Here is a 12,781-nt window from a genome sequence, read left to right as displayed (position 1 = left end):
TTATTAAAATAAACCTCCATTATTCCTCCACACGTACCATTGAAAAAGGCAGAAAAGATTGACGCACTCAATAAACTTATTCAAGTAAATAATGACCGTATCGTAGGTTATGAAACTGCCTTTAATGAAACCTTCGATACATCCTTAAAAACCTTGTTTACGCATTGTATTCAAACAAGTAAAGCAAATAACAAAGCCCTTATTCTGGAAGTAGAACAATTAGGAGGCGAACCTATAAAAGGAACCAAAACTGCTTTTAAGTTCCTAAGAATTTGGATGGAAATCAAAACGTGGTTTACAAATCATGCTAATAAATCTATCCTACAATCGTGTCTTTTTGGAGAAAATATTGCTCTAATAATATACAAAAAAATACTTGACGACTATCTGAAAACCCTTGAGGATAAATACGTCGTTATGATTGCCACGCAGTTGTCTTTCATTGAAAATGATTACAATAAGGTGAAGAGCCAACTAAGCGAATAATATACTTCATAAATATTCAACTTTCAGGATATTCAGTTGCCCATCAAATGTATAATTCCTTGGCGAACCTGTTGGAATATTTACTTTCGAGATTGCCTCATTATCAATTTTTTCTAAATACATCATTAAGGCTCTCAAACTATTCCCATGTGCTACTATCAGCACGTTTTCTCCATTTTTCAACTTTGGTTCTATCTCTGACTGATAATAGGGAACAGTTCTATTAAAAGTATCTTCCAGACTCTCCCCTCCGGGTGGACGAACAGCAAAACTTCTTCGCCAAATCAATACTTGTTCTTCTCCATACTTTGTGGCTGTTTCTTCTTTATTGAGCCCCTGCAAATCTCCATACTTGCGTTCATCCAAAGCGCCATTTCTAACAACTGGCATAGTTTTTTGATGGATTTCTTGTAGAATAATTGCTAACGATTTCTGAGCACGTTTCAACATTGAGGTATAAGCAATATTATAGTTGATTGCTTTAATCTTTTTTCCTGCCGACAAAGCTTCTTGTTCTCCTAAAGGAGTCAATGCTACGTCTACATTTCCAGTGAAACGATTTTCTAAATTATAGGACGATTGTCCGTGCCGTATCAATGTTAATATCGCCATCTGTTTTATCAGTACTGAAAAATAAGTTTAATAACATAACGATATTAATGCATAGCTTATTCGGGGAAGGTCTAAATAGTATAACAATTACAAAGAAAAATAAATCTTTGTAATGCTGATATACGCTTGAAAGCCATATCCTGTCCTAACTACTTTCATTAACAAAGTTATATACCGTTTAAAGCCCTGTGGTATAGGGAATGAGATTTTATGAAAACAGATTCAGAAATGTCAAAAGTTGAAGTAGGGAAAAAATACGTTATCTCAAAAAAGATAGATGCTTTTTTTATAGATTTATACAATGTCTATATGTTTATTCTTCGATTTTTCAGAGAAGCTTTTTCAGCTCCTTTTGAATTCAAGGAAATCATTAATCAATGTTATTTGGTTGGTTATAAGTCACTAGCCTTAATTTCTTTAACAGGTTTTATCACGGGCATCGTGTTTACCAAGCAGTCTCGCCCATCATTGGCAAACTTTGGCGCCACCTCGTGGTTGCCCTCATTAATATCTATTGCTATCGTTAAAGCCTTGGCACCATTAGTTACGTCATTAATTGCGGCAGGCAAAGTAGGTTCTAACATGGGAGCCGAGCTAGGCTCGATGAAAGTAACCGAACAAATTGATGCGATGGAAGTATCAGCCACCAATCCATTCAAATATTTGGTAGTAACCCGCATTACCGCCATTACAATCATGATTCCTATTTTGGTATTATACACAGGTTTTGTAGGTATGATGGGCTCTTACTTAAATATCCACAAAACCGAGCTAACCAGTTTTGTTGCTTTTTTTAAAAGTGCTTTTGCTAACATTACCTTTTTAGATATTTATGCCTCTATTTTCAAAGCCATTTGTTATGGTTTTACCATTGGCGTAGCAGGCTGCTATCAAGGTTATCATGCAGGAAATGGTACGCAAGGGGTGGGCAAAGCTGCTAATACGGCAGTAGTAATATCCATGTTTTTAATTTTCGTAGAAGAAATGGTTATTGTACAATTTGTGAATGCTATTAGGTAAAAAGGAATGAAAGATAAAACCATAGATAAGGAAATCGTAATTGATATCAAGGATTTGAAAAAATCTTTTGATACGCTAAAAGTGCTTGATGGCATTGATTTGACCATTTACAAAGGTGAAAATGTGGCCGTATTGGGGCGCTCGGGAACTGGGAAATCGGTGTTAATCAAAATAATATCAGGTTTATTAAAACCAGATGCGGGTACTGTAAAGGTTCTGGGGCAGGAAATAGATAAACTCAGTGGTGAAGACTTGCGAGCACTGAGGATGAAAATAGGTTTTTCTTTTCAGAATAGCGCTTTGTATGATAGTATGAGCGTAAGAGCGAACTTAGAGTTCCCACTGGTAAGAAATAAGCGTGATTTAAGTAAAAGCGAAGTAAACAATGCCATTGAGGAAGTATTGCATGAAGTAGGGTTGTCTCAAACGATCAACCAGATGCCCTCAGAGCTATCTGGAGGACAAAGAAAGCGTATTGGTATTGCACGGACACTCATTCTGAAACCAGAGATTATGTTGTATGACGAACCTACCTCTGGACTCGACCCTATTACCTCTATTGAAATTAATAACTTAATTGTAAAAGTACAGCAGGAATATAAAACCAGTTCAATAATTATTACTCATGACCTTACTTGTGCTAAAACAACTGCCGATAAAGTGACGATGTTGCAGAAAGGAAAATTTCCACAAATTGGTACTTTCAAAGAAGTTTTTAGCTCAGATGATGAGAGTCTGAGAAGTTTTTATGACTATAATTTTATTAACGATAAATGAAAATGGTAAAAAATAATCGCCCCGTAGTTGTTGGAATCTTCATCCTTTTGGGGATAGTAATTCTATTCCTTACCCTGTTTACCATAGGCGGACAAAAAGAAACCTTTGTGAAATCATTCACTGTAAAGGCTATTTTTAACGATGTGGGTGGTTTATCAGTTGGTGCTAACATCTGGTTTTCGGGTGTAAAAGTAGGGACGGTAAAGAAAATCGGGTTTTATGGTAACTCTCAAGTAGAAGTTACGATGAACATAGAAAAAGATGCTGAGAGCCATATCCGTAAAGACGCCAAGGCTAAAATTGGTTCAGATGGCTTCATTGGGAATAAAATAGTAGTTATCTATGGTGGCACGCCCGCTTATCCGCCAGTACAAAAAGATGATTTACTGAAAGTAGAAGATGGCATCAGTACTGATGATATGCTAGCAACGCTTCAAGCAAATAATAAAAACTTGCTTGCCATCACTAACGACTTCAAGAGCATTAGTGGTAAAATGAATGCAGGGAAAGGTAGTTTGGGGAGTTTGTTAAACGACCCTAGCTTTGCTATAAAGTTGAACAAAACCGTAGATCATCTGCAAGAAATGGCTAGTAATCTTAAAACTGTTTCAGAAAATAGTAAGACGACTATGCAGAATTTTGAAGAATTCTCTGGTAAAATTAATCGTCCTGGCAATTCTATTAATGATTTTGCTAGTGATACGCTTGTATATAATCGAATTGTAGGTACCGTCACTCAGTTACAAAGTGCATCGGCTTCTGTGAATAAGTTTACAGCAAACTTAAGAATGGTGAGCGAAAAAATGAATAGAAAAGATAATACAGTAGGAGTATTGTTGAATGATTCAGCATCAGCCACATCAATAAAAATGACCTTGAAGAATCTGGAGACTGGTAGTAAAAAACTAGATGAAGACCTTGAAGCGATTCAGCATAATTTCTTATTCAGAGGCTTTTTCAAGAAAAAGGAAAAAGAGAAAAATAAAGCTGACTGAAATCGTAAGTATTAAAGTTTCAAGAATAGCATTTTTAAAAAAATATTCTTTATCACTAGCGAGGGACTTAAGTCCCTCGCTAGTGATAAAGAATAAAAATTTATACTAATATCGAAGGAACCAAAAAGGATTTCGTTCTTCTTTGGTTTTCTCTTTGATAAACTTTATTTGCATGTCTTTATATTCTGCTTCAGTTATTTTCTTTCCTTTTAATTTCTTTGGTAAAGCCAGCTCTTGATTTAATTTTTTAAATTCAATTTTTGACGCTATTATCGTTACAGTGCCATCGTTGATATCTAATTCAAGAATCATTCCAGGTAATCCCCAAAGCCTTTCTGGACCAGCATTTATAGGAATATCTTGTGCAAACCAAGCAATGATTTTTTGATTTTTAATAGGATCTTCAATCATCGCTTTCATACAAATATGCCCTGCTACTTCTTTGATATCGTTCAAGATTTTCCAATTAGGCATTTGTAAAGAATCTTCGATGATATAAGTTTTGCCTAACATTTCAAAAACATCAGTCATGGTGTTTTTGGCAAAATTCCTGTTCACACTAAATTCCTCTTTTCTTCCTGCATAGCCTTGGTCTTCCTCTGGTTTTTCATCAGAATCGATATACCTACTTTCGTTTTCATTAAAGTATAGAGTGGTATAAACCTTCCAATCATCCTTTCCTGCAAACATATAAGTCATTCTTTCCTTTTCTTGCTTACTGATATAACTTAATTGGTTGTTCATTTTTGTCCAATAAGTAGTACGAGTATAATGCACTATGCCCTCATTGGTTTGTGCAAAAAGCTGAATGGACGATAAAATAAGTGCTATGATTAATATTTTTTTCATATTTCAAGTTTGTAATTATTGATATGATTCAGTTTTATAGACGATGCGCTTTCGCAGCTATCATAAGCGTTGAAAACGCATCGCCCTTAATTCGATATTTCTTTTATCTACCAGCCATTATTTTTCTTTAATTTATCAACATGACCTTTTACGTTGTAAGTAATGCTTAACATAAAATAACGAGCTAATGTTAACGAAGTTTGGTTAGTCACATAGTTTTGATAACCTTGTTGCGTAATGGTTTGTCTTTTGTTGAAAACATCAAATGCCGCTAAACGAAGTTCAACTTTGTTATCTTTCATCAATAAACGTCTTACAGAACAGTTCAAGATAGGAATATCTTGCTTGAATCCGAAACGGTCGTTTTCATAACCATTGTAATCAAGGTTGGTTTCAAAGAAAGTTTTCTTAGCAAAATTCCATTTGATTGAGGCATCTACGCCTGTAGTTTTGATATTCTGGTTTTGTCCTTCTTCAATAGAGTATTTTATATTATTAAAGCCTAAATTTCCGCTAAGGCTCATCAATAATTTATCACTTGGCGTAATATTAAAGCCTAAAGTAGCATTATACCCTTGGTTTTGTGTTTCGTTTTTAACCCCATTAATAAAGGTTGGATTTTTACTGATGTTAACACTACCATTCAAATTCACGGTGAATTTTGTTTTTACGATAGGGAAACTTGTGTACAAACCTGTATTAAAACGTGTTCCTCCCGAGATATTTTCTGGACGTGTTCTCGTTACAAAATTGGCATCCACTGTTTGATTATAGACAATCTGGCTTTGATAATAATTATAACTTGACCACAAGCTTATATTCGTAAAAGTAGCAGGGTCAAATTTATAGAAATCTACGCCTATTTCATGACTTTTGGTTGGTAACAAATCCTGATTACCTGTAGTAATATAAAAAGGATTGTTATTGTTTACCACTGGCTGAAGGTCGCTAATACTAGGAGCCTGTACGTTCAAGTTATAGCTCAAGCCCGCATAAGCATTGTTCTTGAATTCGATACTTGCCGAAAGGTTAGGCGTAAGGGCATCATAACTTTTATTGATTTCAGCTTTTAGCGGAGCATTCTCTTTACCATAAAGCTGACCCGTTAAGTCATAGCGTAACACAGCCAAACCCGTAGAAATATTAACACCAGCGTGTGAATAACGCAAGCTACTTCCTAGTCTGTTATAAGTAATGTCATTTTTATAGAATGTACTTAAACTATCATATCGTTCATTGTTTGAAACGCCATTAAAAGCATCTCTGCCAACACTCTGCTTGTTATTGCTAAAGTTATAGAAAGTCTCCCAATACACTTTTTTAGAAAGTGGTTCTAAAAAATTTAAACCTCCGTTTAATGCATTGGTCGTATTGGCATTTTGGTTGAGTTGACTAATGGCTCTAATTTGGTCGTTTACATTCTGAGCATTAAAAAACTTCGTCAATGAGTTAATTTTATCGGTTCCATCTGATGACGACACATTATAAGAAAGACTTGAGGCAAATGTGCGACCTTTCTTTTTGAATTTATGTCTGAAAATAGCTGTTCCAGAAAAATTAAAAGCATTCAAATTCGACCCATTATTGATAGCTACAGAGTTTTTAAGCGCATTATCTTGGTTAATATATCGCTGACTGTTTATATCTGTACTATTAGAGTTACTAAAACGTAAATTAGCTTTCGTAATCAGGGTATTGCTTGAATCTAACATTTGTTCAAAACGACCTGCGAGGCTATGGTTACCTCTGAAATTGTTTGTATGAGTCGTATCAGTAGTAGTAAATGAATTATCTTGTAAGAATGTTCTTTTCGTTTGAAATTGATCAAGCGTAAGTTTTGTTTGGTTATAAAAATAGCTAGTACTCAATTTCGTTTTTTGATAGGTATAGTTATAGTTTACCCCGCTACCAAAGTTGTTTGTAAAACCTCTTCCATCAAAGTTGTTTAAAATTCCTCCACCATCAGAAAAGAAATAACGACCGCTACTTCCAAAACCAAAATCACCATTATCATTTTGATTAAAAGAGTTATTTCCTTTAAACTCGCCATAATCACCCCAGTTTACCCCCGTTTCGTTGATGTTGTTGACATAACCCAATATTGAAAACTGTTCTTTTTTATTAAAACGGTTATAGTTTCCTCGGGCAGCCCCTCTAGATTCTGTTCCGATAGCCCCTGTAATTTTTCCGAATGAGCCTTTCTTGAATTCATCCTTTAGCTCTAGGTTAATGGTTTTTTCTTTTTTCCCATCATCTACGCCCGTAAGCAATGCTTGGTCTGACTTACCATTGAAAACTTGTATTTTAGAGATAGTTTCAGCACCTAAATTTTTGGTAGCTGCTTTGGGGTCGTCACCAAAAAACGTTTTACCATCTACCAGTACTTTCTTTACATCTTTACCTTGTGCTTTGATATTACCACTAGCATCAATCTCTAAGCCTGGCAAACGGCGTAATAAATCTTCTACCGATGACCCAGGAGGTACTTTGAACGACGATGCATTGTATTCAATCGTATCACCTTTAATAGTTAAAGGAGCTTTGGCTGTTCTTACAACTACCTCTAGTAATTCTTGAGAAATAGGTTTGATTTTAATAGGCCCTAAATCAGCAATTTCAGTTTCTGAAATTTTAATGTTTTGTTGGTAGGGTAAGAAACCCACGAATGAAATTTTAAGTAGATAAGGAGCATTTTTTACATTTCTGAATTCAAATACTCCTTTATCGTTCGCTCTGGAGAAGTTGACTAATGATGAATCTTTTGGTTGTAAAAGCATTGCCGTCGCTCCCGACATTACTACTGAATTGGTGTCTTGAACAATACCTTTAATCGTTACTCTTGTAGGATTTTGAGCTTTGACGAGGATAGAGGAAAACAGGCAGAGTAATAAAAGCAAAGTAGATTTATACATGATGATAGAGTTGATTATGTGGAGGTTTAATTATAAACGCTAAATTAACTAATTTATTAGTTATATAAAAACTAATTAACATTCTTTAACATTTATCTAACAGAGAGTGAAAAAACTACTTTTGTTGCAAGCTTGCATAGATATTTTGAGAGAACAGAGAGGGGAGGGCATAAAAAAGCACATGATATTTATCAAAGGATTGAAAAACATCATGTGTTTAAGAAAAAATAATGGTTAACTATTTAGAAAGGTTAATAATACGCCGTTAGTCCAACCAAAGCCATCTTGGTTAGGATATTCCCCACCGCCCGCTTCGATATTTGGTGTTTGTACATTATATTTTTCGGTCATTTTGCCCGTTTTTAAATATACCTTTTCGTTGGTTTGTATCCAGCGTGTTTTTACTTTGTCAGCCAAAATATCAAACCCATAAGCCCTAAGGCCTTGGTAAGTAATGTATTGCAAAGGAGCCCATCCATTAGGAGCATCCCATTGTTGTCCAGAGTTGATTGTTGTAGTAATTAAACCACCGTCTTTCAAAAAACTATCCTTTATTTTTTTGGCTACATTGGTTGCTTGAAATTTATTGGCAATTTCAAAAAACAAAGGAAAGCTAGATGCCAACGAATAAGAGTCCGTATGCTTTTGGATCACAAAATCATAATCAAAATAAAAGCCTTCTTCTACACTATAACAATATTTCTTGATAGCTTTTTCACGCAATTTTGAAGCATTGTATAATTTATTGGCTGAAAATTTATCGTCTAGTAAAAGAAAAGCACGGAATAAAGTTTTTTCAAGATTCAGGAGCAAACAGTTTAAATCTATAGGAACGATGTCTGTAGTATGAATAGTCGTCATATTTTTTCCATCCTTAAACCAACGACTGCTAAAATCCCAACCAGATTCAGCGGCCGCTCTGATATGACGATAGATTTCCGAAGGATTTTTCCCAGACTTTTCTGCCAATTCTATGTCTTCTTTATAGGCCTCTGGTCGGGGTGTATCGTTTTCATCCCAATAGCGATTCAGAATAGTTCCGTTAGGCATTTTTACGACTCTTGCAGTAGCAATGCTTGCTTTATCTTTGACAAGTTTATTTTTACCTGTCATCCAGAAATCATACTCTTTTTCTAAAGCAGGCAAATACTTTAGCAACACTTCGTCGCCCTTTTCTTCCCGCAATAATTCGACCATCAAAGAGAAAAAAGGAGGTTGCGAACGCCCTAAGAAATAGGTGCGATTACCGTTGGGAATATAACCAAGTTTGTTGATGAGGTAATTAAAGTTGTCGATAATACCTTCTATTAAATCAATTTGCCTATTTTCTTGTAAGCCTAGCATGGTGAAGTAGCTATCCCAATAATAAATTTCTTGGAATCTGCCTCCTGGCACTACATACCTTGAAGGTAAAGCAATCAAAGAACCGTCTTGTGCTTGTTGATTTGGCTCACGCGTAAGAATAGGCCATAATGCTGACAGATGTTCAGCAATAGGTATTGAAGTATCACTTTTATAATCGTTGGCAGATACTGTATTAGCGATATAGTTGGTATGAATAAACTGCTTTAAATCAAAATTAGACTTACTTTTTTCTTCGAGATATTTCTCTAATATTTTTTCAGAAGATTCCTTAGGTATATAATCATTAAAAGTCTTGGAATCAGGAAAAATATCACTCATCTGCACATCGACAAACAATTCATCGAAGGGATGATTTGATTTTGAAGTATTGTTTATGGACATCGTTATTCATTACTACAAAGCGAAAAGCAATCTTTTGAATTACGAATGCTTTCTAGTTTTAATTTTATGTGATTGTTTATAAATGATATTAAAATAATGTGCAATCTATTAAAAAATAATCAATGTCCTCCAGTACTCTTCAATTCAACATTCTCATTATTTGATAACTTGTTGAAAACAATTAAACAAACAATTAAAATGGTAAGTGGAATTAATGAAAAATAAAAGGCACTTTCACCGCCGTAAGCTTCAAAGATATGTCCTGTTATCAATGAACCTGTAGTTCCACCCAGTGCAGAGAAAATTACAATCAGACCCGACATTATTCCATGCTGACGATTAGGAAGTGAGCTCAAGATTACTGAATTAATAGCTGGATAAATCGGTGCAATTACTAAGCCTATCATCGGAAAAATAAATGCTACTATTGGGGCATTTCCCCAGCCAGTAATTACTTCACTGCCTAAATTTTTGGCAAGTGGTAAAGCTATCAATACTAATGCTCCAGCCAATATTACACAAGTCAATAATACATAAAGCCACTTGATTTTTCTAAGGACAATTCCTGCTAAAAATCTACCAACAGCCGTTGAGGCCGCCAAAATACTTGCCATTTGAATACTGAGGCTTGCTGGTAAATGTAATACCTTACTATTAAAAGTAGGTAGCCAACTCATAATGCTTTGTTCTATCAACACATAAATAAAAGCACTTGCCACAAATACCAAAACCATTGGCACTACTACCAAGCGAAGCATATCGCTAAACCCACCCATTGTATTTTCATCAGGTTGTGCTTTTATGCTCGATTCGTCCAAAGGTGACGTTAATAAAAGTAAAAAAGCAAAAACCGCCAAACCTGCCAATAAATAATAAACATTGACCCACGCGGGTGATTGTGGATTTAAGTCATCAATAAAAGCACTAAAAATAAAACTGCCTGTAAGCACCCCAATCATAAAGAATGATTCAATGAAATTCATTAAGCTGATATGTTCATTTTTATCTTTTGTAATTAATCCGATGGTTGCATACACAGATACTTTTATCAAAGCAAAGGACGTGCCAATTGAAGCAAATAGGAGCTTAGTCATCCAAAACTCATTCAAGATAGGCATCATCAAACAAGTAAATGCTACAATTGCCAAGGCAATCAGCATAGCATTTTTATAACCAATTTTAACAATAAACGAAGCTACCAAAAACGAAACGACCGCAATACTTAAATCTTTGAAGGCCTCTAAGACAGAAGCCGCTGATTCAGAAATGCCATAAGTGTTTTGAACCTGTAGAATTACTGCTCCCACACTGTTGAGTAAAATAGCAAATAGGAAATAATTAATAAAGATCGATACCTTAATTTTCCAGTTGTTCATAATTGGCGGCTTGTGTAATAAGTAAAAAAGAAGCGAACAAAAGTCCGCTTCTTGTGTTTGTTGGCTCAGTGATCAGAATAGTTATATAAATGGTTAATGTTTGATGCAAAATTCCGTAAATAAGTATAAATAAACTACTCTTTCATTATTATAAAATATTACTATATTAATAAGCATTATTATTATTAAGTAGTTTTTTCAGTAAATTAGCAATAAAAATGAAAATATTTATAATTTGTATAAAAAATATTAAATGAAAGCTGAATTTGAAATAATTCAACCTGACGAAGGAAGTTCCTTTAGGGTGTTATATCACAAAGTACCCGCGGGGTCATCTGGTGATTTCAGATGGAGTTATCATTATCATCCAGAATATGAAATCGTTTTGGTGTTTCAAGGAGAGGGTAGAAGACACGTAGGAAACCATTTAAGCTATTATGCTGATGGCGATTTAGTGATGATAGCTTCTGATGTGCCCCATTCTGGCTTTGGTTATGGCGCCATCGGTGTGCATGAGGAAATCGTGATTCAGTTTAAAGAGAATTTTTTAGGAGAAGGTTTTATTGAATCTCGAGAGATGTCTTCTATAAAATTACTTTTTGAGCGTTCCAAACAAGGAATTTCTTTTTATGGTGAAACATACGAAGAGCTTAGTAAACGTATTAAAAAATTACTTGAACTTACTGCTTTTGAAAGGCTTGTAGCATTACTTAATATCCTTCAAAGTTTAGCAAAATCTACTGAATATATTTTGCTAAATGCATCGGATATACGCTATAATTTCAGCCTAAAAGATCAAGAAAGACTTAATAAAATCTACAAATTTGTAGAAGGTAATTATAGGCAAGAAATTGATATACAGGAAGTTGCTGATTTGTCCAATCTTACTATTCCTGCTTTTTGTAATTACTTTAAAAAGAATGCTAACCAAACATTTACTGAATTTGTAAATGAATTCAGGATAAATCAGGCTTGCAAAATGCTGTTGGAAGGGGAGGACATTACAGATGTTTGTTTTCATTGTGGGTTTAATAATGTATCTTATTTTGGGAGAGTCTTTAGGGAATTCAAAGGAAAAAGCCCTTCTCAATTTCGCAGAGCTTTCACAGACAGTTTCAATCAGGTGTAGTTTCCGCATAAGAGTACAGTATGCTTACATGAGTATTTTGACTGTAATTTTGAGCTTTATCGTAAAGATTGAATTGAAGCCCCATAATAATGAAAGTAGCGCTGTTTATTCCTTGTTATATCGATCAGTTTTATCCAAATGTGGCAATTGCTACCTTGGAACTACTAGAGAAATTTGGTTGTGAAGTATATTATCCACTAAACCAAACTTGTTGTGGGCAACCCATGGCAAATTCTGGCTTTGAACACCTTACCAAAGGATGTGATAAAAACTTTCTTGAAAACTTTAAAGGCTATGAATACATTGTTTCACCATCAGGGAGTTGCACACTACATGTAAAAGACCATGTATTGGGCAAAGGTGATGAAAATGCTAAAATCTATGAATTAACAGAATTTTTAGTAGATGTATTGAAAGTAGAAAATCTGCAAGCAAACTTTCCACATAAAGTAGGCTTACACCAAAGTTGTCATGGGCAACGTGGACTGAAGCTTGCCCAGATGTCTGAATTAGTAGCCCAACCTTATTCAAAACCTGAAAAATTACTGAAAATGGTTGATGGCTTATCTATCATTGAATTGGATAGAAAAGATGAATGCTGTGGTTTTGGTGGAACATTCTGTGTGGCGGAGGAGGCTGTTTCTGCAAAAATGGGCAAAGATAGAGTAGCTGATCATTTGCGCCATGAAGCCGAATTTATCACAGGTGCTGATGTCTCATGTTTGATGCACATGGAGGGAATTTTAAGAAGAAAAGGCTCGAACGTGAAAGTAAAACATATCGCTGAGATTTTAAATAGCAAGTAGGGAAGACTAATTATGAGTTGTGATTGAGCGAATTAGTGAATAGAAGATTTAAGACAATAGACTTCAGACACTA

11 protein-coding genes are annotated in these 12,781 nt (G+C 34.8%); 6 read left to right on the top strand and 5 right to left on the bottom strand.

The window, feature by feature from the left end:
• The first annotated feature begins 39 nt into the window (after positions 1-39).
• On the top strand, positions 40-486 hold the full coding sequence (locus AC1RNE_RS07200) for a PA2169 family four-helix-bundle protein (RefSeq protein ID WP_492800345.1): 447 nt from the start codon (positions 40-42) through the stop codon (positions 484-486).
• Positions 487-492: 6 nt separating this feature from the next.
• Here AC1RNE_RS07200 and AC1RNE_RS07195 read toward each other — a convergent pair whose 3' ends face one another.
• A complete protein-coding gene (locus tag AC1RNE_RS07195; protein ID WP_492800344.1) occupies positions 493-1,098 on the bottom strand; it encodes a 2,3-bisphosphoglycerate-dependent phosphoglycerate mutase in 606 nt (201 codons plus the stop codon).
• Positions 1,099-1,326: 228 nt separating this feature from the next.
• Between AC1RNE_RS07195 and AC1RNE_RS07190 the strand changes: the two genes are divergently transcribed.
• The 3 genes from AC1RNE_RS07190 to AC1RNE_RS07180 are packed head-to-tail and all read left to right on the top strand — an operon-like array spanning position 1,327 to position 3,890.
• Positions 1,327-2,118, top strand: a complete 792-nt coding sequence (locus AC1RNE_RS07190; RefSeq protein WP_492800343.1) for an MlaE family ABC transporter permease — start codon at positions 1,327-1,329, stop codon at positions 2,116-2,118.
• A 6-nt stretch (positions 2,119-2,124) separates the two neighbouring features.
• Positions 2,125-2,895, top strand: coding sequence for an ABC transporter ATP-binding protein (locus tag AC1RNE_RS07185; RefSeq protein WP_492800342.1), 771 nt, complete (start codon positions 2,125-2,127; stop codon positions 2,893-2,895).
• Positions 2,892-3,890 (top strand): MlaD family protein, encoded by a 999-nt coding sequence (locus AC1RNE_RS07180; protein WP_492800341.1) that lies wholly within the window; start codon positions 2,892-2,894, stop codon positions 3,888-3,890. Before AC1RNE_RS07185 ends, AC1RNE_RS07180 begins: the two co-directional genes overlap by 4 nt.
• Before the next feature lie 105 nt (positions 3,891-3,995).
• Here the strand turns inward: AC1RNE_RS07180 and AC1RNE_RS07175 are convergent, their stop codons facing one another.
• The 4 genes from AC1RNE_RS07175 to AC1RNE_RS07160 form a co-directional block, all read right to left on the bottom strand.
• A complete protein-coding gene (locus AC1RNE_RS07175; RefSeq protein ID WP_492800340.1) occupies positions 3,996-4,739 on the bottom strand; it encodes a GLPGLI family protein in 744 nt (247 codons plus the stop codon).
• Positions 4,740-4,846: 107 nt separating this feature from the next.
• Complete coding sequence (locus tag AC1RNE_RS07170; RefSeq protein ID WP_492800339.1) at positions 4,847-7,651, bottom strand: outer membrane beta-barrel protein; 2,805 nt, start codon at positions 7,649-7,651, stop codon at positions 4,847-4,849.
• Between the two features lie 234 nt (positions 7,652-7,885).
• Positions 7,886-9,397 carry an alpha,alpha-trehalase TreF gene (treF, locus tag AC1RNE_RS07165; RefSeq protein ID WP_492800338.1) on the bottom strand — a complete coding sequence of 504 codons (1,512 nt, stop codon included), beginning with the start codon at positions 9,395-9,397 and terminating at the stop codon, positions 7,886-7,888.
• A gap of 119 nt (positions 9,398-9,516) precedes the next feature.
• Positions 9,517-10,773 (bottom strand): MFS transporter, encoded by a 1,257-nt coding sequence (locus tag AC1RNE_RS07160; RefSeq protein ID WP_492800337.1) that lies wholly within the window; start codon positions 10,771-10,773, stop codon positions 9,517-9,519.
• 253 nt (positions 10,774-11,026) lie between these two features.
• Here AC1RNE_RS07160 and AC1RNE_RS07155 point away from each other — a divergent pair, with 253 nt between their 5' ends.
• Both AC1RNE_RS07155 and AC1RNE_RS07150 read left to right on the top strand, forming a co-directional pair.
• Positions 11,027-11,902, top strand: a complete 876-nt coding sequence (locus AC1RNE_RS07155; RefSeq protein ID WP_492800336.1) for an AraC family transcriptional regulator — start codon at positions 11,027-11,029, stop codon at positions 11,900-11,902.
• An 89-nt stretch (positions 11,903-11,991) separates the two neighbouring features.
• Positions 11,992-12,708: a (Fe-S)-binding protein gene (locus tag AC1RNE_RS07150; RefSeq protein ID WP_492800335.1), complete on the top strand. Its 717-nt coding sequence runs from the start codon at positions 11,992-11,994 to the stop codon at positions 12,706-12,708.
• Positions 12,709-12,781 lie beyond the last annotated feature (73 nt).

This window comes from Arcicella sp. GW822-FHT02H01 (assembly GCF_058802005.1).
Note: the sequence above shows the minus strand (reverse complement) of the source record. Positions and strands in the feature narration are given on the sequence as shown.